16 protein-coding genes are annotated in these 23,087 nt (G+C 44.4%); 10 read left to right on the top strand and 6 right to left on the bottom strand.

The window, feature by feature from the left end; all coding sequences use genetic code 11:
• Positions 1-136: 136 nt before the first annotated feature.
• On the bottom strand, positions 137-1,468 hold the full coding sequence (locus tag ACED42_RS16045) for a DEAD/DEAH box helicase (RefSeq protein ID WP_009845828.1): 1,332 nt from the start codon (positions 1,466-1,468) through the stop codon (positions 137-139).
• Between the two features lie 360 nt (positions 1,469-1,828).
• Here ACED42_RS16045 and ACED42_RS16050 point away from each other — a divergent pair, with 360 nt between their 5' ends.
• Positions 1,829-2,095 (top strand): Lpp/OprI family alanine-zipper lipoprotein, encoded by a 267-nt coding sequence (locus ACED42_RS16050; RefSeq protein ID WP_009845829.1) that lies wholly within the window; start codon positions 1,829-1,831, stop codon positions 2,093-2,095.
• Positions 2,096-2,251: 156 nt separating this feature from the next.
• Here the strand turns inward: ACED42_RS16050 and ACED42_RS16055 are convergent, their stop codons facing one another.
• On the bottom strand, positions 2,252-3,226 hold the full coding sequence (locus ACED42_RS16055; RefSeq protein ID WP_032555087.1) for a L,D-transpeptidase family protein: 975 nt from the start codon (positions 3,224-3,226) through the stop codon (positions 2,252-2,254).
• Positions 3,227-3,572: 346 nt separating this feature from the next.
• Here ACED42_RS16055 and deoD point away from each other — a divergent pair, with 346 nt between their 5' ends.
• The 4 genes from deoD to ACED42_RS16075 all read left to right on the top strand — a co-directional run bounded on the left by deoD (position 3,573) and on the right by ACED42_RS16075 (position 9,069).
• Positions 3,573-4,283, top strand: coding sequence for a purine-nucleoside phosphorylase (deoD, locus tag ACED42_RS16060; RefSeq protein WP_004732072.1), 711 nt, complete (start codon positions 3,573-3,575; stop codon positions 4,281-4,283).
• Between the two features lie 80 nt (positions 4,284-4,363).
• Positions 4,364-5,833, top strand: a complete 1,470-nt coding sequence (locus ACED42_RS16065; protein ID WP_009845831.1) for a transposase — start codon at positions 4,364-4,366, stop codon at positions 5,831-5,833.
• Positions 5,834-6,019: 186 nt separating this feature from the next.
• Positions 6,020-7,489, top strand: coding sequence for a hypothetical protein (locus ACED42_RS16070; protein ID WP_009845832.1), 1,470 nt, complete (start codon positions 6,020-6,022; stop codon positions 7,487-7,489).
• Complete coding sequence (locus tag ACED42_RS16075) at positions 7,489-9,069, top strand: GGDEF domain-containing protein (RefSeq protein ID WP_029225485.1); 1,581 nt, start codon at positions 7,489-7,491, stop codon at positions 9,067-9,069. The genes ACED42_RS16070 and ACED42_RS16075 overlap by 1 nt, the downstream gene beginning before the upstream one ends.
• 47 nt (positions 9,070-9,116) lie before the next feature.
• Here ACED42_RS16075 and ACED42_RS16080 read toward each other — a convergent pair whose 3' ends face one another.
• Positions 9,117-10,025, bottom strand: a complete 909-nt coding sequence (locus tag ACED42_RS16080; protein ID WP_029223175.1) for a DMT family transporter — start codon at positions 10,023-10,025, stop codon at positions 9,117-9,119.
• Between the two features lie 262 nt (positions 10,026-10,287).
• Here ACED42_RS16080 and ACED42_RS16085 point away from each other — a divergent pair, with 262 nt between their 5' ends.
• The 5 genes from ACED42_RS16085 to ACED42_RS16105 all read left to right on the top strand — a co-directional run bounded on the left by ACED42_RS16085 (position 10,288) and on the right by ACED42_RS16105 (position 15,207).
• Positions 10,288-10,683 (top strand): DUF3302 domain-containing protein, encoded by a 396-nt coding sequence (locus ACED42_RS16085; protein ID WP_009845835.1) that lies wholly within the window; start codon positions 10,288-10,290, stop codon positions 10,681-10,683.
• On the top strand, positions 10,683-11,813 hold the full coding sequence (locus ACED42_RS16090; RefSeq protein WP_017096246.1) for an HlyD family secretion protein: 1,131 nt from the start codon (positions 10,683-10,685) through the stop codon (positions 11,811-11,813). The genes ACED42_RS16085 and ACED42_RS16090 overlap by 1 nt, the downstream gene beginning before the upstream one ends.
• Before the next feature lie 308 nt (positions 11,814-12,121).
• Positions 12,122-12,670, top strand: coding sequence for an ECF-type riboflavin transporter substrate-binding protein (locus ACED42_RS16095; RefSeq protein ID WP_009845837.1), 549 nt, complete (start codon positions 12,122-12,124; stop codon positions 12,668-12,670).
• A 6-nt stretch (positions 12,671-12,676) separates the two neighbouring features.
• Entirely contained in the window at positions 12,677-14,371 is a 1,695-nt protein-coding gene (locus ACED42_RS16100; protein WP_017096247.1) for an ABC transporter ATP-binding protein, read from the top strand.
• On the top strand, positions 14,368-15,207 hold the full coding sequence (locus ACED42_RS16105) for an energy-coupling factor transporter transmembrane protein EcfT (RefSeq protein ID WP_009845839.1): 840 nt from the start codon (positions 14,368-14,370) through the stop codon (positions 15,205-15,207). The genes ACED42_RS16100 and ACED42_RS16105 overlap by 4 nt, the downstream gene beginning before the upstream one ends.
• Before the next feature lie 152 nt (positions 15,208-15,359).
• Here ACED42_RS16105 and glgB read toward each other — a convergent pair whose 3' ends face one another.
• From glgB to ACED42_RS16120, 3 genes are all read right to left on the bottom strand, one after another.
• Positions 15,360-17,540, bottom strand: a complete 2,181-nt coding sequence (gene glgB, locus ACED42_RS16110) for a 1,4-alpha-glucan branching protein GlgB (RefSeq protein WP_017100917.1) — start codon at positions 17,538-17,540, stop codon at positions 15,360-15,362.
• 175 nt (positions 17,541-17,715) lie between these two features.
• Complete coding sequence (malQ, locus tag ACED42_RS16115; protein WP_102249432.1) at positions 17,716-19,896, bottom strand: 4-alpha-glucanotransferase; 2,181 nt, start codon at positions 19,894-19,896, stop codon at positions 17,716-17,718.
• A 176-nt stretch (positions 19,897-20,072) separates the two neighbouring features.
• On the bottom strand, positions 20,073-22,526 hold the full coding sequence (locus ACED42_RS16120) for a glycogen/starch/alpha-glucan phosphorylase (RefSeq protein ID WP_371703325.1): 2,454 nt from the start codon (positions 22,524-22,526) through the stop codon (positions 20,073-20,075).
• Positions 22,527-23,087 lie beyond the last annotated feature (561 nt).

A 23,087-nucleotide genomic window follows, 5' to 3' on the forward strand; every position in this document is an offset into this window, starting at 1 on the left:
TTTTAGTAAGACTCGCTACACTGTGCGATCTAAACACCTTAAATGATAGGTGTTGCTTCATAGGCGGTTTTTATTTACGCTAGCTTGTATAAAGATCTGTTTTTATAAACATAATCTTTTAGCTCACGCGAGTTGATTACTCGTCGTCAGTTTTTGGCGCAACTTTCTTCTTAGGGATAAATACTGTATCACCCACTGCCACATTCTTATGGAAGCTCTTATCGCGCTTAACCGGTTTTTTCGGCGTTTTCTTAGCTTGAGTGTTGGTTTTCTTCTTCGCAGGACCGCCTTTAGCAAAAGCAGGTTTACGCGGCTTAATACCTTTGAACTTACCTTTTAGTCCTTCAAGTACAGAGAAGGTAAGATCTTGTTGAAGGTAAAGCTCAACACGCTTGAAGCTATCCCAGTCTTTTGGACCAACCAAAGAGATTGCATCACCTTTGTTACCCGCACGGCCAGTACGACCAACGCGGTGCACGTACTCTTCTGTATGCTTAGGCATATCAAAGTTGATAACGTGGCTTACGTTTGGAATATCGATACCACGTGAAGCAACGTCTGTTGTTACCAAGATCTTGTAAACCGCACGCTCGAACTGGCTCATGATTGCATTACGTTGCGTTTGGTTTAGGTTACCGCTCAATGCCACCGCTTTAAGCTTCTTCTCGTTTAGCTTCTCGGTTAGGCGATCAGTATCAGCACGAGTTGCCGTGAAGATCATCACCTGACGGTATTCAGCTTCTTCAATAACACGATCTAAAATCGCTTCTTTATGATCGAGATGGTCACACAGGTAAAACTTCTGAGTGATATCAAGGTGCTGTTCGTTAGAAACACCCACTGAGATGCGTTTAGGCGAATCTAGCATTTCATTTGCAATGTCGTTCACTTCCGCGTGATCAAGTGTCGCAGAGAACATCAACGTTTGACGGCGACGGTGTTTAGCTGCATTCGCGATACGACGCAATTCAGGTGCGAAACCTAAATCTAGCATACGGTCAGCTTCATCAAGGATTAGCGTTTCAACACCATCTAAAAACAGTGAGCGGTGCTCAAGGTGATCCGCAAGACGGCCTGGAGTCGCAACAATAAAGCGAGGGTACTTACGCAGAGCCTTAACTTGGTCGTTAAAGTTTTCACCACCCAAAATAAGTGTGGCTTCGTAAGATAGACCACCAAGCATGCTACGCAGCTCGCCATAAACTTGTTTTGCTAGCTCACGAGTAGGAGCCAAAATTACACCACGAGGATCTTTGGCAGAAAACGCTTTTGTTTTTAATGCCTTATGTATCATTGGCAACACAAACGCCAATGTTTTTCCTGATCCCGTTTTTGATGAAGCCAATAGATCCTTACCAGCAATAGCAACAGGGATCGCTTTTGATTGGATCTCTGTCGCTTTCTTGAAGTCGTAATGTTTTAAGTTCTTCAGTAAGCGGTTATCTAAGCCTAAATCTTTAAAGTGCAAAGGACTCTCCAGTCATGATGGTATTGAATAAAATTAATTTAACGTGACATGATACCGCGAAAGTACTTTATAAGGATAGAGATCACAGAAAATTTATCCCTTTATCTCTCGTTTGCTAGCACATTGTATGCATTGATCGTAAAGAAATAACTCTCCAAAACACATCAAAACCGGCTCTCACCCCTTCATCTCATAAACGAGACATAACGTGACGCTCAGCTAATTACCTCAAAAATTTAGTAATTTCTCTAGTTATTGTTTTTGCAGTTAAAAAATTAGTCGCTACAATCATTAATGAAGCGACTATATGATAAAGAATGTATAGCGCATCTTTTGATGATAAATAAGCAAGGAGTTCTTATGAATAAGACGTTAATCGCAGCTGCAGCCTCAGTTTTCATTTTAGCTGGTTGTTCTTCTGAGCCAGAAGAAGCTGCAATGTCACAAATGGATCAATTGACTAACCAAGTTGCTGAGCTAACCAGTGAAGTTGAAGCACTTAAAGGCGATAAAGCGGCAGCTGAAATGAAAGCTCAAGAAGCAGCTGCAGCCGCTATGGCAGCAAAAGAAGAAGCGGATCGTGCTAACGACCGTATCGACAACATCGCAGAGTCTTACACTAAATAGTTTGAGAGCTCAGTGCGATTAAGCTGTAGATTAAATCAGTCGCAAAATGCAGTAAATAGACAGCACCACCTCTTAACGGATGTGGTGCTTTTTTTGGGCGTTACTAATTCGAGTAAACAAAGATAAACGCCCCTTATTACAGAAGAGGCAATCAAATTAGAACTCAATCACAGGTGGTGCTATCTCAACAGGCACGCCATTTTGAGCAAATATCACCGCTTTCGCTTTTGAATTTGGTAGATCTGCATCTTCAAGCCACCATTTTAATTCAACGGGGATTTGCAATAATTTCTTAGAGCCGTCGCTTCGCGTCAATGGTTCGTGAGCTTCAACAAACACGCTTCTATCTGGCTCTAAAGACACTTTGATAGGCTCATCGATTATTGTGACTTGCTCACCACGACTAACCTGTTCAAAAAGCCACTCAATATCTTTAGGTTCCATACGGATACAGCCGGAGCTGACTCGCAAGCCTATCCCAAAGTCTTTATTGGTGCCGTGTATCAGATAATCACCTGCACCATAAGCAAGTCGTAATGCATACTCGCCCAGAGGGTTTTCCGGCCCAGCAGGAACCACTTTTGGTAGCTCAATCCCTTTCTCTAGATACTCTTTACGAATTGAGTTTGGAGGCGTCCAAGTCGGATTGGGTCTTTTTTGGCTTATCTTAGTGATCATCTCTGGGGTATCTCGCCCCACTCGACCGATGCCAACAGGAAATACGTGCACCTGATTTTTCTCAGGTTCAAAGAAGTACAACCTTAACTCGGCAAGGTTAATCACAATGCCTTTTCTCGGCGTATCCGGCAGAATCAGACGACTAGGAATACTTAACACATAACCTTCAGCAGGAAGAAAAGGATCAACGCCTTTGTTTGCCGCCATTAAAGAGAGAAAACCAATATCGTATTGCTTAGCAATGATGGCCAACGTTTCGCCCGCTGCCACTTCATGCTGCTGTATTCTGCCGACGATACGGCTTTCAGCCGGAGGCAGTACAAAGGTCGCCGCAGACACACACGACGAAGCCATCGCTGCCACAAGCATGGTGACCCTCACTAGAGGTAAAGCTACCTTACGTATCTGTGTTCTCATTGAGTGCAAAGGCGTCGAGTTAGCGCAATACGACATACAATTCCTTGGTTTGTCTTTTTATCAAAGTTTAGATTATCGCTGATCAAACGTCGCGACAACGTATTGTTGCTCCAAGCTGATATGCAACAGGCCTTTATTTGTCGTTTTTCTTCTGGACATAGCGTAATTTAACCACACAAAATCGATTGCCTCTAAATTTTCAACATATTTAGTTATCTATATGAATAATACTTTAAAGGTAGAGCAAATTTGTGACAAACATCTCACGGAGCCTCGTTTTAACTCGCTAATATTGCCTCAACAAAACGAATTCAATTCAACAGAATCGGTAATTAATAAAACCCTGTTCCTATAATTACCGTTAAAACTTTGGAGAACGACCATGGCTACACCTCATATTAATGCTCAAGCTGGTGATTTCGCAGAAACTGTACTTATGCCAGGCGACCCGCTTCGCGCAAAATACATTGCAGAAACATTCCTTGATGACGTGAAGCAAGTTTGTGACGTTCGCAACATGTTTGGTTACACAGGCACTTACAAAGGTAAGAAAGTTTCTGTAATGGGCCACGGTATGGGTATTCCATCGTGCTGCATCTATGTACATGAGCTAATTGCTGAGTACGGCGTAAAGAACGTTATTCGCGTAGGTAGCTGTGGTGCGGTACGTGATGACGTTAAACTAATGGACGTTGTTATCGGTATGGGTGCATCGACTGACTCAAAAGTAAACCGCATTCGTTTCAACAACCATGACTTCGCGGCAATCGCTGATTTCGGTCTTCTAGAAGAAGCCGTAAACCAAGCACGTGCACAAGAAGTTCCAGTTAAAGTTGGTAACGTATTCTCTGCAGACCTTTTCTACACTCCAGAAGCTGACCTTTTCGAAAAAATGGAAAAGCTAGGCATCCTTGGTGTTGATATGGAAGCAGCTGGTATCTACGGTGTTGCTGCGGATCTTGGTGCTAAAGCTCTAACTATCCTAACAGTATCTGACCACATCATCCGTGGTGAGAAACTAAGCTCTGAAGATCGTCAAAAATCTTTCAACGACATGATGAAAGTTGCTCTAGAGACTGCAATCAACATCTAACGAATTGATAAGATACATTGAAAAGCGTTACCCCGCAGCCAAGCTCACTTGGCTGCTCAAATAATCCCGAGGGGGAGATCGTGTCTAACGACAAGCTGCCAAAAGATGCGGATGGTTTGCAACTCAACTTTTGTAAAACATTGGCGTGTGACAACTTTGGCTTGAGCGATGCAAAACGGTATGTTTTGCAACACGCAAACCCTAAGCGTCCAGCGATGGTTTGTCGTGAATGTGGAGCTTTCCCCCCCTTACTTAACAATCGTGAAGTGTTAAGCGAACTTCATCGCCTAAGACAACTTCACAGCGACGGGCTCCCTGCTTGTCGTAATGATGATTGCGATAACTTTGGCTTATCGGTTCATACCCACAAACATCTTTATCATGCCTTCGGCTACAGTGGCGATAGGCAGCGTTACAGATGCAAAGACTGCCAATCAACCTTCGTTGATAAGTGGTCAGGATCCAACAAAAAACTTCAGTTTCAAGAGAACCTCATGGGCTTATTGTTCATGGGGTATTCAGTACGTGAAATTTGTAGAAAGTTAGAGATCAATCCAAAGACTTTCTATGATCATGTTGACCATATCGCCAGTCGCTGTCGTCGCAAGTTAGCGATGATCGATGCTCGTTGGGTCAACCATGCTAAAGATTACGAATTCGCTTCTCACTACCAACGCCTGCAACCGAAAAGCAACAATGGTGTAGTATGGATAGCGACTGGCGAGGCACACTCTGGCTACATCCTTTGCCAACACGTCAATTACTCTCAAAATGAAGAACCATCTGGAAGTGCTGATCACAACCCTTATGATGACGTTGCACGCTTTGTGTCTAAAGAGCACTCTTCAGAAGCGAATCTCGAACTTCCTCAGCCGTCTGACAAACTGAAAGAGCGCATTGAGCAGCAATATCAAGTAATTCTTGCGAGAGGCAATGTAGAGGACCCAATGGGGAACCTTACGACATTCAGTTACCCTTCGAAAGGCGCGCTAATTCGACCGCCTTATACTTCCTATGCTCACTTCCTACACGTGCTTGATATGTGTGACGAGAATAAGCATGTCACGATCTATATGCCACAAGATCCATTACTAAGATCTGCCGCTCTAAGCGTTTGCTTGCCGCGTATTCAGAGTCAAAATGTTGACCTTATGTATGTAGAGGAAGACTCAGGTTGGCAAGATGACCAAAATTTTGAAAAGATCGACATCGTTCATATGAGTTGGTGGCGCGATCGTTGGGCTATCGCGAGTCAAGGTGACAGTCAAAAAGGTATCTGCTACCTAACGGGTAATAATCCAGAACCAAAACAGTGGCTTAATACAGCTTCAATTCAGCAAACAAAGTTCTATCAACAACGTTTTCAGTTGTTATTTGATAGCTTCATCAATGAGCCAAGACGTAAACTTCGTCCTGGGGGCATTCTTCCATTGCTCGACATATTTAGATCTTGGCACAATCTGTGCTACCAAGATAAGCAAGGGTTGACGGCAGCACAACGCTTAGGTGTGACAGAGCAGCCATTAACTCTTAAGCAATTGCTTTCATAGAAATTTACCATCTAGACAAGCGCTCTAGAACTCATTGATTTCAAAGCAAAAGCATGAGATAACACCCAAAATTGGAAAAGATACGTGTCCCCTTTATGCTCAGCGAGAGATAATTGATGCTTATCATCAATCACACTCCTATAATGATTGTGTTATCAATATGTTCGATAATTATGGATCTAAGCCTTGGACAAAAATCAGTACCTTCTTGAAACCGAACTAGAACAACTCAAAACTCGCGTTGATTCTGAGCCATTGGTGATCCTAGAGATTGCACAACAATGCCTAGTCAGATCAGAGCAAGTTCTGTTTGAAGAGGGCGCTATCCAGTCATTCATGTTAATGGCGAGATGTTGTTGGAACCTTATGGATTACCAGAAAGGTTTAAAATACATCAAGGAAGCCTACAAACGCCAAAGCCGATTAGATACCGATCATTTTCTCCCTGAAATTCTCCACTTACACGCTCTCCAATTCTGGGGACAAGCCAAGTATTACTCCGCCCAACAGTTCTGGATCAATGCATTAGAACAATCTGCACTGGTTGATGAAGTGGAGATTCAAATTGAATGCCTCATTGGCCTTGGCAACATTTGGCGAATGACTCACGAATATAAACTTGCACGCTCTACCCACCAGCTCGCTGTAAAAGTAGCGAATAACAGCCGCATTGGTTGGTTAGAAGGCAAAGCAAGAATACTTCTCGCATGGGATTACTACCTGCTCAACAACTATGTTGAAATGCTATCGGTGCTCGACGGTGCAGAAGAAGCACTAAAAGAATATAAAGATAATACTTGGCACGCTGAAGTATGGGATTTTCGAGGCCTTGCCCTACTTGGCCTTGAACGTTTGGATGATGCAGAACGAGCCACAGCCAAAGCGCACAAGCTAGCAGTAGAGCACAACCTTGTATGGATGAAAGCGCATTCCTACATCAGTCGAGCTAGACTGGAGCTCTTAAGAAAGAGGCCAGAACAAGCCGCCGAGTTGCTAAGGCTGGCAGAAGAGTCAGCAAACGAATTCGATAATGGCGAACTGCTTAGCCAAATTTGTTATCAACAGTCTTTAGTCGCAGAAGAAAATCAAGATTTTGAAGCCGCATTGATCGCTTTTAAGAAGTATCGTCAATATTCTACCGGCATGCTTAAAGAACAAACAAATCGTGTCGGTTTAGACAAAGCGCGCAGTTCAAAACGCCAGCTTGAACAGAGAGCTCGTAAGCTAATTAACCGCATTCGAGGTCAACACGAACACGACCCGGAAAAGCACCTCTCTTATGTCGTTTCCGAAACCTTCTGGTGGGAAAAACTGGTACTATTTAAGACGGAGCTTAAACGCTCTAATCACTGCATCATCATGTTCCATCACATCGATACCGATTACTTAGATGTCTGTACCGAGATAGCACATACCTTGTGTAATCAGAACGACTTCATTGCAAGGCTAAGTTCGGAACGTGTGGCTCTTATGCTTTCCGAAAAAGACGAAGCTGCTGACCAGATCTTCAAAACTCTGACCACCATGCTAGATATCTATCCATGGCACAGAAAAGGATTAAAAGGTTCGAGACCGACCGTCAGCCTCAACGATATTTTGACGTTCCCGTTCACTCTTGAACAACTAGAAGAAGACGATGCTGAGGTAACAGAATGATGGAAACCCTATTAAGCAAGATTACAGATGCAGGTCTAGATCCTTCATCGGTATCGGGTGAAGAGGCGATCATATTCTGGAATCATATTCGCCAACACGTTTCGACGACACAAACAGAACAAGCACACTGTTACATCATCAGCTCTGAGTACCGCGCCGAGTTACAACAAAATCAAACCAGTATTGATGAATTAAAACTGGCACTCGACCTACTCCACCTTCCTACAGATATAGAAGATATTCTTACTGTAAAGACCAGCTTAAGTAATCGCTTGGTTGAAATTGGTGATTACACGTCGGCACTGAATGAATTCGTCAGCTCATCGACAATCGCCGTTGAGCACGGACATATCGATGAATATGTAATGGCTATCTTAGGTATGGGGAACCTGTGTGACGCTTACGGAGACCACAGCAGAGCTCTTCGCTACTACCAAAAAATCAATAGCATAGATCACGCGATAAGCAGTCGATCACTTCGTCTGAAATTCAAGCTTTATATGGTAGCAAGTCTGCTACTGCTCAACCGAATAACGGCGGCCAGCGACTTACTGAACGAATGCGAAGAACTGAGCATTTTAGTGAGTGATAAGCTACTCACAGCTCAGATACTGTTGTATCAAGCAAAAGTGCTCCGTGCTAAGAAAAAGCACCATGAAGCGCTTCGTTGTCTGTCAAAAATTCAATATCCAGCCAACAGTACTCAAGCAAGTTGGCTCGCGACCATGACTCGTCTAGAGTTAGCACATTGCTTGAGTGCGACCGGAAAGCAAGACTATGCAAGTATGATCTTGTCGAGCACCCACAAACGTGTGAAGCCCGGCTCGTCACCTGTGCTTGCGAAGCGCTTCTATGATTCTCTAAGTGATGTATGTTTGAATCAAGGTCGTTTTGAAGAAGCGCTGAGCTACGAGAAGAAAGGCTACCGAATTGAAACGGATCTGATGAAGCAGATCCCGATCAGCGAACTTGGTGCAAGCCAACTGCGCCGTCTATCACGGTTTGAATTACAACTTAAACTCATTCTCTCCGAACAAGAGAACAAAGAGCTTAAAGAGACAACAGAGCAACATAAAAATACAGTTGCTCAGCTACAACAAGATGTTTTCACCGATCCACTGACCGGGTTACACAACCGTCGCTGGTTAGATGTGAAACTGAAAGATCTACTGCTACACGAAACGCCTTTCGCATTAATGGTTATCGATATCGACCACTTTAAGTCAATCAATGATGAACTGAGCCACTTAGTGGGTGATAAAGCGATCGTCAGCGTTTCTCAAGAACTGCGTTCATACTTTAAGTTTAGAGGCGCGTCATGTGTCAGGTTTGGCGGAGAAGAGTTCCTCGTCATCCTTGAGAATACTGACCTTGCGAAAGCAGAAATGCACTCTGAAAATTATCGAGAGCGTATCTTCCAATTTGGGTGGCATGAAATACTCGGCGAGCGCGGTTTAACCGTTAGTATCGGTATCACTTTGCATCGCGATGGAGAAAATACTCAGCGTACCTTCTATCGTGCAGACAAAGCCCTATACCGAGCTAAAGCCAACGGCCGTAATCAAGTGTGTACAGAGTAGTAACACGTCTGTCTGTGGGTCTGTAGCTCTGTAGCTAAGCCCGCCTCTTATTGATAAAAGAACAAAGAAATTCCACCTAATGCGGCAAGTGTCCCGATGATACTTTGCTTTGACACCTTCTCTCCTCTAATCGCATAAATCACCAAAATAAAGACCGGGCTGGTCGCTATTAATGTTTGAGCAATCGCAGGGTTAGCATTTTTCAACGCCACTTGCTGAAGCCATAGAGCGAGAAACGTCCCGACAAAGATTGCCCCTAATAACCAAAGTTTATCGAGCTTGGTCATTGCCCATAAATCTCTTTTTATCGACGAGTACGGCTTCTTTTCAACGAAAGGGATAATCAGCATTACGGCAAACACGCCAATCGTCAGGCGAATCAAAGCACCTAACAATGGTGGAATGTCACCCGCCACCAATGCGTAGTGGGAAATCACCACACCCGACGCCTGACAAACACTTGCCATAAGCCCATATCCAATGCCACCCCACTGTGCTTTGTCATTAGAAATATCATTACCGTTCGCTGATTTCGACGGCTGAAAGACCACAAAGGTCACCGCTAAGGTTGTTATCACAACACCGAGCCAACTTTGCAAAGTGAGTGCCGCGCCAAGAAACATTAATGCCAAAACACCAGAAAGAGGTGGAGCCAGAGATTCCAGCAACAAGGTCTTATTGGCACCAATTCTTTTTAATGCCGCAAAATAAGCACTGTCACCAACTGCGATACCAATGACTCCCGAGATCGCCAAGATCCCAAAATGGTTAGCACTCAGTTCGAATTCAGGCATTGGTATTAACGGCATGACCAACAGCATCATGCCAGAGGCTACAACCCCCTTAACAATGTTCAACTGCATCGCAGAGAAGCGATGCCCAAACTGCCCATAAATCCATGTCGCACACGCCCACACCATCGCAGCGCCAATGGCCGCTAATTCACCTATATACATCCGCATTTATCCTTTATTTATTGTTGTTATGGCTATGATTATGGCTATGCGCATCGTTTGAATCAGAACTGTCATCTTGTCAGCAAGAAATCCGAAATAACCTATTCAAGTTCAATTGGATTTTATAAGATCCATCAATGATTTTATTCTCATTATTAGCAGCAACATATTATTTTCAGATTGGTAAATCATTTTTATAACAATTACTTGGATGATAGCGTAGTATATTTGTAACTAACATCTAACATTACAAGGATCTGTTATGTTTTTAGACTACTTTGCACTCGGTCTACTGATTTTCGTAGCATTAGTTATCTTTTACGGCATCATCGTTATTCACGATATTCCTTATGAAATTGCGAAAGAACGTAATCACCCTCATCAAGATGCTATTCATGTCTCAGGCTGGGTTAGCCTATTCACTTTACACACTATTTGGCCGTTCCTTTGGATTTGGGCTACGTTGTGGCGCAAAGATCGTGGCTGGGGCTTCGCTAAGCTTGAAGAAGAACAACATGATATTCATCACCGAGTCGACACTCTCATCGACCAAGTGAGTGCACTTCAGAACGAAATCGCACAGTTAAAGCAAGCGGGCACTGAGCAAAACAGCACAGAGAAACAGACAAACAACGTTCAAGATCAGGAGGCTAAGTAATGGATTTACTGCTGATAATGACCTACGCGGCGCTTTGTATTACGATTTTCAAAGTATTCAAAATCCCACTAAACAAATGGACTGTCCCCACTGCCGTACTGGGTGGTGTTGTCCTCATCGGTACTTTGATTCTATTGATGAACTACAACCACCCTTTCACACAAATCGGTAATCAAGTTTACTCAACGACACCGATTGTTTCAGGGGTTCGAGGCAAAGTCATCGAGGTTCCGGTTGAAGCAAATAAGCCTCTCAAGCAAGGGGATATCCTTTTCAAAATAGACCCGATTCCTTTTGAAGCTGAAGTTGCTAAGCTGCAAGCCAAAGTAAAAGAAGCGAGTCAAGGAGCCTTAGGTCTAGAGTCGCAAGTTGGAGAAGCTGAAGCTGCCAAAATAAAAGCCATTGCAGAAAGAGACAAAGCACAACGTGAATTCTCTCGATACAAGCGAGGCTTCGAAAGTGGCGCATTTACAGAGCAACAACTCGATACTCGTCGACAGGCATACAAAGCCGCAGAAGCTGCAGTGAAAGTAGCCGAAGCAAACCAACAACAAGCTCAGATCGCACTTAACTCTGAGATTGGCGGTGAGAATACAGCGGTTGCAGGCTTACTTGCTGATTTACGTAAAGCTGAATTCAATCTTGACCAAACGGTAGTAAGAGCACCAACCGATGGCTACGTAACTCAACTCGCTCTTCGTCCTGGTGTAATGGCTGTACCACTACCATTAGCGCCGGTGATGACCTTTGTTCACACTGAGGCGCAATTCTATACCGCAGCCTTTAGACAAAACTCACTACAACGCCTGCAACCTGGCTACGAAGCTGAGTTTCTATTTAGAGCACTACCAGGAAAAGTATTTAAAGGACGCATTGATGAAGTCATCCCAGCCATTGGTGAAAGCCAATTTCAAGCTCGAGGCACACTTCTAGGTACTGACGCACTGCGTACTAGCGGCCGTGTATTTGTTAAGCTGACCATCACTGATGATCTGTCTGAGTACCATTTGCCTATGGGTACTGCCGTGGAAGTGGCCGTTTATTCTGACAGCTTCACTCACGTATCTATCATGCGTAAAGTGCTTATTCGCATGAAGAGTTGGCAAAACTATCTATATCTAGACCACTAACCGTATCTAGACCACTAAACGGTCGTAGATATACGACACCCCCGCTTAACACATTGTTAATATGAATCAAAAAGCCAGACTCGTTCTGGCTTTTTTGTTGCTTGATTAACCGTAAAATTGCGTTTTTTACATGATATTAATGCGTCTAGATGGAATTTTAGACATCTAGACACTTACCTTCCCTTATGGAAGGGTTCTACTGTATAATGCGCGCCTTATTTTTTATATTTGCCCAAAAAACGTTCTCATTGAGACGCATATTAATAATGGCGAATATTATGCTTTATTTTCAGTATTCGAGGTTATCTATGAACTTTTCAGCTAAAACAGTCGTCGTTATTGCTATTGGCGCGGCACTGTACGGCATTGGTGGTTTACCTATGTTTGGTGTCCCAGTGTTTGCTAACACGACATTGAAACCAGCAATGGCAGTCCTAGCACTGTTTTCTGTTTTGTTTGGCCCTATTGTTGGCTTCTTGGTTGGCTTTATCGGTCACTGGGTAACGGATTTGTTCGCAGGTTGGGGGGTATGGTTAACTTGGGTATTAGGCTCAGGTATTGTCGGTATGGTTATCGGCTTATTCCCAATGATGACTAAGAATCGCCTTCAACAAGGTGAACTACCAATGAAAGATTTTGCACTGTTCGTGGTTCTTGCCCTTGCGGGTAACGTTGTGGGTTATGGTAGCTCTGCGTTCCTAGATACCATCCTATACGCAGAACCGTTTACTAAAGTCTTCACTCAACTGTCTATCATCGCTGCGGGCAACACTATTCTTATCGCAGTGGTAGGCTTCCTGATCCTAAAATCAGTCGCTAAACGTAACAAACAAAGCCGTAACCTGACCGAGGCATAAACGCTAATGACTATAGCATTTTCGAACTTCTCTTTTAGATATGAGTCGCTGGATAAACCGACGCTAAAAAATATCAATCTAAGGATAGAGAAAGGAGAGAAAATCGTCATTATTGGACCAAGTGGTAGTGGTAAATCTACGCTAGGTCAGTGTCTCAATGGTCTGATACCTCATGCAATTAAAGGTGAGGTATCTGGTTCTTTAGAGATCAACGGCAAGAATGTCTCTGAGTTTTCAATGCACGACTATACCGAGCAAGTCGGCACAGTATTACAAGATACTGACAGCCAATTTGTGGGGTTAAGTATCGGTGAAGATATCGCGTTCGCATTAGAAAACCAGTTGATGTCGAACATTGATATGTACCCGTTAGTTAAATCGACTGCAAAAATGGTCGACCTAGCGGATATGCTTGAGCGCTCTCCTCATGACCTTTCAGGTGGTCAAAAGCAACGAGTATCGTTAGCGGGTATTTTAGTCGATGATGTCGATATCTTGCTGTTCGATGAGCCTCTAGCAAGCCTTGACCCTAAAACGGGCAAAGCAACGATTGAGATCATCGACCAACTTCATAAAGAAACCAACAAGACTATCGTGATTATCGAGCATCGCCTTGAGGATGTTCTGCATCGCGATATCGATCGTGTGATCTTAATGGAGCGCGGTGAAATAGTCGCGGATATGACTCCGGATGACCTCTTAGCGTCCAAGTTACTTGATACGCACGGTATTCGTGAACCTCTCTACTTATCTGCACTTAAAGCAGCGAAAGCCCCTCTGACTAACGAAGATAAACTTTCAAACCTCAAAGCTTTGGATTACAAAAGATTCCGCCCAGCAGTTCAAGCTTGGTTTGCTGAGCGCCCGGCACCGGTAGCAGAGAAACAGTACCAGCCTTTGCTCGAAGTTCATGGCTTAACTTATTCTTACGACGGCGAAAAAAATGCACTCGAAGATGTGAGTTTCAAAATTGGTAAGGGTGAGTTTGTCTCGATTTTGGGCAAGAACGGTTCGGGTAAATCCACTATCACCAAACTCATCATGGGTGTGATAGATGCTGATTCAGGTTCTTCCTATCTAAATGGTCAAGACTTATCTGAACTTTCCATCTTTGAAAGAAGCCAGAAAGTCGGTGTGGTGATGCAAAACCCGAATCATATGATCTCACATCATATGATTTTTGATGAGATTGCTTTTGGTCTTCGTAACCGCGGTATGGCAGAACAGCTGGTCACAGAAAAAGTAGAGAACGTTCTTGAGCTTTGCGGGTTAAGTAAGTTCCGCCACTGGCCCATTGAAGCTCTGAGCTATGGTCAGAAAAAGCGTGTAACGATCGCGTCTATCTTAGTGTTGGAGCCTGAACTCCTCATCTTAGATGAGCCAACAGCAGGCCAAGACTACCGTAACTACACATCGATGCTGGCATTCATCCAAAAGCTTAACCGAGATTTGGGCATTACTGTTGTGATCATCTCACACGACATGCACTTGGTTCTAGAATACACCACACGTTCGATCGTAATCGCAGACAGTAAGTTAATTGCTAATGCAGCCATGACGGAAGTGTTTAGTCAGCCATCGCTTTTAGAACGTGCGAACCTTTGCACCACCAGCATTTATGAACTTGCGACTATGATGAAAATCGACGACACCAACGCTTTTATGCAGTACTTCATCGACGACGAGAGAAGCTCGCTATGAATGCATCAAAAGTAAAATTTGGCATCAATTACATTGATACTAAATCACCGTTACACGCACTGAACGGCATCACTAAATTTGTACTTTTTCTCGCTTGGGTCACTGTGGTTTTAACTACGTTCGACCTGAGATTGATTGCGTTGCTTATTGTGACTGGTTTATTTCTTCTAAAGCTCACCAATGTGCCTGTGCGCATTTATAAGCCTTTGTTATTGGGAACGGTGAGTGTATTAAGCCTAAATGCTTTGTTCATGTATCTGCTTGCTCCACAGCAAGGTACAGAGCTCATCGGCAGCGAGACCCTATTGCTGACACTGCCGGGTAACTACTCGTTGAGCCAAGAGACTCTGTTTTATTTAATCACTGTCACGCTCAAATACATGAGTATGTTCCCGATAGCGTTAATATTCGTCTTTACCACGCACCCGACCGAGTTTGCAGCAAGCCTCAACCGTATTGGCGTTCCATACAAAATCGCCTACGCGGTCAGCTTAACACTGCGTTATTTACCTGAAGTTAAAAAAGACTTCATCAATATCATGCACGCGCAACAGGCTCGTGGCGTTGAACTATCGAAGAAAGCACCTTTACTCACTCGCATCAAAAACGTTGCTAAGGTTCTAGGTCCGCTCATTTTTTCTAGCTTAGACCGTGCAGACGAGATTTCAAACGCAATGACGTTACGAGGTTTTGGCAGACATAAGTCACGGACTTGGTATAGCTATGCGCCTTTGAAACGTATCGATTATGTTTGGCTAATGGTTATCGCCTTTATCGTTGTGTTAGCGATCGTAAAGCGTGTTTTAGAACCACAATTATTCTGGTATCCATTTTAGGTTTTTCATTGAAAGCATCGCTTAAATAACGTGCTGTATAATGTTCTACTTAACGAAATTCAAGCCGTTTTAGAGTGAAAATCGAAACAAAAAAAGGGAGCCTCAGGGCTCCCTTTGTCGTCTTTGTGATCACTTACTTACTGTGATTGTTATTAGTTTAATTTGTAAAACACCGTTGATAGTGGTGGCAAGCGCAGCTCAATCGACGTATCCAAACCTTCGCTTGCTATTGATTCAACCTGAGCAACCTGCTTCACTTCAAAACCGCTGCCTGCGTAATCAGCCGAGTCAGTATTCAGCAATAGCGAGTACTGGCCTTGGGCTGGAACACCTAAGCGGAAACGCTCATGAGGAACGGGCGTAAAGTTAGAAACAACCAATACTCGTTCACCCAACTCACTAATACGTTCATGAGCTAAGATACTTGCTTCAGCAGAATCTTGTAGACGCCATTCAAAACCTTTCGGGTCGAAATCAAGATCGTGCATTGCCGCCTCAGAGCGGTATAGATTGTTCAAATCTTTCGTTAAGCGTTGAACACCTTGGTGGCGTTCATATTCCAACAAGAACCACTGCAGTTGATCATCATGATTCCATTCAGCCGTTTGACCGAATTCAGCGCCCATGAAGTTCAGCTTTTTACCCGGTTGTGCATACATGTAACCCATGTAAGCGCGTAGGTTAGCCGTTTGCTGCCACTCATCACCCGGCATCTTGTTGTGGATAGAGCCTTTACCGTAAACCACCTCATCGTGAGACAGAGACAATACGTAGTTTTCGCTGTGAGCATAAACCAACGGGAAGGTAATCGTATCGTGGTGATATTTACGGTTGATTGGATCTTCTTGAATGTAAGACAAGCTATCGTGCATCCAACCCATGTTCCACTTAAAACCGAAGCCTAAACCGCCCATAAAGGTTGGTGCTGAAACACCTGGGAAAGCCGTCGATTCTTCAGCAATTGTCATCGCATTCGGGAAGTGTTTGTACACTTCTTCGTTCATCCACTTAAGGGTCGCGATAGCGTCGTAGTTTTCATTGCCGCCGTCAACATTCGGAATCCACTGATCATGGCTACGCGAGTAATCGAGGTACAACATCGAAGCAACCGCATCAACACGAATGCCATCGATATGGAATTGTTCGAACCAGTACAATGCATTTGCTACTAAGAAGCGACGAACATGCTCTTTACCTAAGTCGTAAATGTACGAGTTCCAATCTTGGTGCCAACCACGGCGTGGATCTGGATCATGGAACAAAGGCGTTCCATCAAAGTTAGCTAAGCCGTGATCATCACTTGGAAAGTGTGCAGGAACCCAGTCCAGAACAACACCTAAACCGGCTTGGTGACATTGGTCGACGAAGAATTTGAAATCATCTGGAGAACCAAAACGACTTGTTGGCGCAAACAAGCCTATTGGCTGATAACCCCAAGAGCCGTAAAACGGGTGCTCTGAAACCGGCATCAACTCTACGTGTGTGTAACCGAGATCCGTTAGATATGGGATTAGCTCTGCCGCTAGCTCACGGTAGTTTAGGAATTCACCTTCAGCATTGCGCTTCCAAGAGCCGGCATGCAATTCATAGAATGAAAGGGCTTCTTTGCGCTTTTGCGTCACTGGGCGATTCTGCCATTGAGAATCTTGCCACTGGTAGCGAGCGTGATCGTAAGTCACAGATGAAAATGATGGGTACTGCTCAGAGTAGAAACCCCATGGGTCAGCTTTATGTGGCAAGCCTTCGCCATCAGGTCCTTTTAATTCAAACTTGTATTGTGCGCCTTCTTCCAGATCAGGAATGAATAAGCCCCACATACCATAATCTAGACGCTGCATTGGGTGGCGACGACCATCCCAAGCGTTGAAGTTACCCACCAAGCTAGCCGCTGTTGCATGCGGTGCGTACACCAAGAAACGCGTGCCTGAAATCGTCTGTCCATCACGCTCTAGCGTAATAAACTGAGCCCCCATGTGATGATACATATCTTTAGGTGTATGAAGATCCTCATAACTCGCGTACAGATCATGGTATTGGTATGGATCATCGATGATCTGCTCTACTCCATTCCAATCAACCGCAAGCTTGTAGTGAGTAAAACGTAAGTCTCTTTCTTGCTTAAGAATGAAACCACTTTCACCCTCTCGCGCTAACTTAATACGAGGTTCCTTTCCAACAATCAACTCGACTTTATCTGCCCCAGGAATCCACACTCGTAATGAACCTTGTTCAGAAGGTAAGTATGGCCCTAAAAACGCAAATGGGTCTGTGAAGCAAGCCTGTGATAGTTGGGTATATATTTGTTTTTGCTTTGAAATCGAACTTAGTTCCAAAACGCTTCTCCCTAACCAAACATCCAAAAAACATAATACAAAAATGCCCGCTATTAGTGCGGGCAATATAACGACGGTTTATTCTACCAGATGAGCATTCAATATTGAGTGACCGAGGTTGTAGTTTCGTACGGCGTAAGCAAAAAACCACCTCTTTTCAAGCCACTCGACTCCATTACTTAGCTGCTTTTTCTCGTACATCAGTTAGCTTAGATGCGATACGATTCACGCCTTCATGAGCGAAGATTTCGTCCAAGTTCATTGATAGTTTACGACGCCAGTTAGGGTACTCATCGACCGTACCAGGGATGTTAACGGGCTTATCCATCTCTAGCCAATCTTCCAACTGAACACTCAGGAGTGTTGAGCCACCAGCCGCAACGTGCAACTGAAGCGCTTCAGCAAGATAAGAATCCATCGGCACTTGACTTGCATCACGCCCAACACCTTCAGGTAGGAAGCCGTGCCATGCCACTGAGTCTAAGATACCTTGCTTGCACTCCAAGCGGCTATCGAACAAAGTTTCTAGCTGTTGTGCGTCTGGGTATAAACCAATCTCTTGACCCATTTTTAAGTCATCACAGTGCCAGAAGCCGCGAAGCGTTGGCATATCGTGAGTACACAGTGCTGCCATCGATTGTGACGCGTAGTGCTTAGGAGAAATAAAACCACCGTCATTTTCTGATGTTTCGAAGAAGAATACTTTGTAAGAATGCACGCCAGCATCAGCAAGGATGTCTACGATTTCATCCGGCACCGTACCTAAGTCTTCACCGATAACGCTGCATTGGTAACGGTGAGATTCAAGCGCCAGAATAGACAGCATGTCTTGCACTGGGTAGTAGATGTACGCACCTTTCGTTGCGTTCTCACCCTTTGGAATCCACCACAAACGCAGCAGACCTAAAACATGGTCAATACGCAATGCACCACAGTGCTTCATGTTGGCACGAAGTAGTTTGATGTAAGCGTCGTAGCTGGTTTCTTGAAGCACTTCTGGGTTTAGTGGTGGTAGACCCCAATTCTGACCCAAAGGACCAAGAATATCCGGTGGAGCACCAATGCTCGCATCCATCACTAGGTTGCCTTCATCAGCCCATGTCTCGCTGCCAGAATCTGCAACGCCTACCGCTAAATCACGGTAAAGGCCAACCGCCATGCCTTTCTCTTCAGCAAGAGACTGTGCATCGTTGATTTGGCAATCGGCTAACCATTGTAGGTACATGTAGAGATGCACTTGATCTAGGTTATCTTTGATGTATTTCTGGGTCGCAGGGCTTTCAAATGTGCGGAATTTCTCTGGGAATACAGGCCAGCCCCACATACCTGAATCTTCAGCATGCAGTTCACCGTGCAGAGCATCAAACGCCGCTTGATGCATCAGGCTTTCACCGCCCTCTTCAACGAACGCTAAGAACGCTTGTGCGCGGTCGCTGTTTTTGTCTAGATGACGAGTCTTAAATTCTGCGAATAGCAGAGGTAAGATGCTCATCTTCAGCTCAGACACTTCAGTGTAATTCACCCAGTGCGCTTCACGAGCTTTCTGTAGGCGCTGCTGGAACTCGGCGCTGCCTACCGTTTGTTGCGCTTCCGCGCTTAATGCGAACTCAGGAACTGAACTCACATCAATGTATAAGACGTTCAACCAACGACGTGAAGACGGGCTGTATGGGCTCGCACCTTCCGGGTTTGCAGGGAACAGTGAGTGAATTGGGTTTAGACCAACAAAGTCACCACCGCGAGACGCGATATCCGAAACAAGCTGTTTTAGGTCACCGAAATCACCAATACCCCAGTTGTGCTGAGTTCTTAGCGTGTACAGTTGAACACTTGGTCCCCAAAGCTTTTTGCCTTGCTCAATGGGTGACTGCTTGAAGCACGCTTTTGGCGTAATAATCAACGTCATCTCGTAAGGTTTCTTACGGCGCTTACGACTCACAATGAGCTTGTGATAACCCCATGCCAAATCACTTGGCAATGCAAACACTAAAGGGCCACCCTCGGCACGCTCGTCACGAACGACTTGAGATTGAAGATAGCCTTCAAGTACCTCTCCTTGCTCGGTTTCTAAGCGCCAGCTGAACTCACTTTCACGAGCACTCACACCCAGATTGAGTGTCACTTCTACTGGCTCACCGTCACGCAAGACAAGAACCGGGTCTAGTACATCTTTTCTGTGCTTTCTTTCTGCAGATTTAAGCAGTGCATCATCGCTGCTTGTATCGTAGCCCAATGAAGCCAATAGAGACGTAATCGTCTCTTCTGATACTTGTGCTTCATCGCCCCACGCACTAACGTAACTATCGGCAATATTTGCCATTTCTGCGACTTGTTTTAATACGGTCTGTTCTTTCATCGCTCTCTCCGAAAACGTTCTGACGCTTTCAATTTTTGTAGGGTTGTCTATTTAATTTTTACTAATCAATTAGCTTGTGACAATCAGTTTGTAAGCATTGCTATCTGAATAAGCCGTCTATTTGCTCACAAGCTAATTGAGCCAAGGCAGAAACTGCCTTGGCTACTTTGCAACTATTAACGGTTAACCGCTTCAAGTTTCCAAATGTTGTTCACGTAGTCGCGAATTGAGCGGTCTGATGTGAACTTACCAACCAATGCCGTGTTAAGAATCGCTTTCTTAGCCCAACCAGCTTGGTCTTTGTATTGTGTGCCCATGTCTTCGTGTGCTTTCACATAAGATGCGAAGTCAGCAAGACATAGGTAAGGGTCACCACCGTCTAGTAGGCTATCAAACGTTGCACGTAGAAGACCTGGTTGACCTGGAGTGAACTCATCGCCAGTCAGTAGATCTAGAGATGCTTTCAATAGTGGGTCTGCATTGTAGTAATCGTATGGGTTGTAACCCTGAGCTTTCAGTGCAACAACACCGTCAACTTCTAGGCCGAAGATGTAGATGTTTTCATCACCAACTTCTTCACGAATCTCAACGTTTGCACCATCCATCGTACCGATAGTTAGAGCGCCGTTTAGAGCCATCTTCATGTTGCCCGTACCTGAAGCTTCTTTACCAGCTAATGAGATTTGCTGAGAAACGTCTGCTGCAGGGATGATGATTTCAGCCATGCTTACACGGTAGTCAGGGATGAATACCACTTTAAGCTTGTTACCGATGCGAGGATCGTTGTTGATCTTCTCTGCAATCTTGTTAACCGCGAAGATGATTTCTTTTGCTAGGTGGTAACCCGGTGCTGCTTTCGCTGCGAAGAAACATACGCGTGGCTCACACTCGAAACCAGGTTCGTTAAGAATACGGTGGTACAGAGACAGAATGTGTAGCAAATCTAGGTGCTGACGCTTGTATTCGTGCAGACGCTTAATTTGAACGTCAAAGATAGCGTTAGTATCTAGCTCGATACCCATGTTCTCTTGAACCCAATCCGCAAGACGCTGTTTGTTTTCTTTCTTAACAGCCATAAATTCTTTTTGGAATTTCGCGTCTGTTGCAAACTTAGCGATGCCTTCTAGCTGCTCAAGTTTTGCTGGCCACTCAGAGCCAATCTTACCTGTGATTAGATTAGATAGACCTGGGTTACAGAACTTCAACCAACGACGTGGCGTGATGCCGTTCGTTACGTTAGTCAGTTTACCTGGGAAGATTTCGTTGAACTCTGGGAACAAGTCTTTCTTAACCAGTTGAGAGTGAAGTGCGGCTACACCGTTTACTTTGTAAGAACCAATCACACATAGGTTTGCCATGCGAACCATGCGGTGGAAACCTTCTTGGATGATAGAAAGCTTCGCTTGTTTCTCACCGTCACCAGGCCACATCTTGCGAACTTCTTGCATGAAGCGGTGGTTGATTTCAAAAATGATTTCCATGTGACGTGGAAGAAGACGGTTGATCAGCGATTCAGACCAAGTCTCTAGTGCTTCTGGAAGTAGTGTGTGGTTCGTGTACGCGAACGTATGTGCACTGACTTCCCATGCTTGATCCCAAGATAGACCTTTCTCGTCGATCAGGATGCGCATTAGCTCAGGAATCGCAATCGTTGGGTGCGTGTCGTTCAGCTGAATCGTTTCTTGCTTAGGCAGATCTTCTAGAGAGAAACCTGCTGCTTCGTGACGGCGTAGAATATCGCGAACAGACGCTGCTGAGTGGAAGTACTGCTGCATTAGACGCAGTGTCTTACCTTTCTCGTGGTTGTCGTTCGGGTAAAGTACTTTAGTGATGTTACCTGCATCGATTAGCGAGTGTTGCGCTTCGAAGTAATCACCGTTGTTAAAGCTTGCTAGTGAGAATGGTGCAATTGCCTGACATTCCCAAAGACGCAATGGATAAACCGTGTTTGACTCGTAACCTACGATAGGTAGATCCCAAGGCATTGCTTTTACTTCCATACCTGGAACCCAAGTACGAACTTCTTTACCGTCGATGAATTCAACTTCTACATGACCGTAAAAACCAATGTGTTGTGCTAGCTCTGGACGAGCGACTTCCCATGGGTAACCTTCAACACCACGCCATGCGTCTGGTGCTTCTTGTTGACGACCATCTTGGAAAGACTGTTTGAATAGGCCGTATTCGTAGTGAAGACCGTAGCCTACTGTTGGGTACTCTTGTGCAGCACAAGAATCCATAAAACAAGCAGCAAGACGACCAAGACCACCATTACCTAGCGATGGGTCGCGTTCTTCTTCTAGAAGGTCAGTTAGGTTTTGGCCTAGCTCTTCCATTGCATGAGTAATCTGTTCGTACAGACCCATGCTGATCAGGTTGTTACCTGTTAGACGACCAATCAAAAACTCTAATGAAAGGTAGTTAACGCTCTTCGCGTTTTTGATTTTTTCATCATTTTCAGTTTCTAGCAGATCAAATGTTGTTAATTCTGCTAGCGCACGCCCCATTGCTAGGTACCATGCGCGGCTATCTGCTGTTTCAATCGTTGTTGCGTAAGTTGCAGATAAATGCTTTTTAACGCTTTCTTGGAACGACACTTTATCGAAAGTTTTTTGCTGAGTTGGTTTCATTTCAGAAATCTCGCTTTTAATAGTTCTAATTCATCTGTGACATATCGTGCATGGTCACCATTAACTAAACATCCTCCCGTTAATACGACTAACTAGGAGTAGATGAGAGGGCGTAGGGGGCGTACCGATGTAAGGTTAGTGATCTGACTCTCATGTTCTAACTTCGAACAAAAAGTTGGAGTGACTAAGATCACAAGCTCCCGTTCGATAACTTAACGTTAATTGATGTGAGTTTTATTTAACCGGAATAAACTGATTAGCAAATCTGAGTTTGAGATCACGAAATTATTTTCCATATCTCATCTTTTACATAAATCTCAGTGTAAGACCGAACAAAGTCACATTCACAAACCACCACGCAACGTGAGCAAAGTCCCAAATTAAGGGCGTAGAAAGCTAAAAACATGCAAGACCGCAAGGTTTCTGAGGAGAATCATAGTCGGTGCCATTTTTCTTCACGTAACATAAGCACAGACTTAAGTAATTAGGCAGATGTGATTGGGCAACTCTTTTACGGTTTTAGAATCCCCAGAACATAGGCCACGGAATAGGTGAAAAACT

It is taken from the genome of Vibrio sp. FF145 (genome assembly GCF_041439075.1).
Lineage (GTDB): Bacteria > Pseudomonadota > Gammaproteobacteria > Enterobacterales > Vibrionaceae > Vibrio > Vibrio tasmaniensis_A.

Coding starts and splice junctions, on each gene's coding strand:
- ACED42_RS16050 (WP_009845829.1), top strand. CDS start 1,829: ATGAATAAGACGTTAATCGCAGCTGCAGCCTCAGTTTTCATTTTAGCT.
- ACED42_RS16055 (WP_032555087.1), bottom strand. CDS start 3,226: ATGTCGTATTGCGCTAACTCGACGCCTTTGCACTCAATGAGAACACAG.
- deoD (WP_004732072.1), top strand. CDS start 3,573: ATGGCTACACCTCATATTAATGCTCAAGCTGGTGATTTCGCAGAAACT.
- ACED42_RS16075 (WP_029225485.1), top strand. CDS start 7,489: ATGGAAACCCTATTAAGCAAGATTACAGATGCAGGTCTAGATCCTTCA.
- ACED42_RS16080 (WP_029223175.1), bottom strand. CDS start 10,025: ATGTATATAGGTGAATTAGCGGCCATTGGCGCTGCGATGGTGTGGGCG.
- ACED42_RS16085 (WP_009845835.1), top strand. CDS start 10,288: ATGTTTTTAGACTACTTTGCACTCGGTCTACTGATTTTCGTAGCATTA.
- ACED42_RS16090 (WP_017096246.1), top strand. CDS start 10,683: ATGGATTTACTGCTGATAATGACCTACGCGGCGCTTTGTATTACGATT.
- ACED42_RS16095 (WP_009845837.1), top strand. CDS start 12,122: ATGAACTTTTCAGCTAAAACAGTCGTCGTTATTGCTATTGGCGCGGCA.
- ACED42_RS16100 (WP_017096247.1), top strand. CDS start 12,677: ATGACTATAGCATTTTCGAACTTCTCTTTTAGATATGAGTCGCTGGAT.
- ACED42_RS16105 (WP_009845839.1), top strand. CDS start 14,368: ATGAATGCATCAAAAGTAAAATTTGGCATCAATTACATTGATACTAAA.
- malQ (WP_102249432.1), bottom strand. CDS start 19,896: ATGAAAGAACAGACCGTATTAAAACAAGTCGCAGAAATGGCAAATATT.
- ACED42_RS16120 (WP_371703325.1), bottom strand. CDS start 22,526: ATGAAACCAACTCAGCAAAAAACTTTCGATAAAGTGTCGTTCCAAGAA.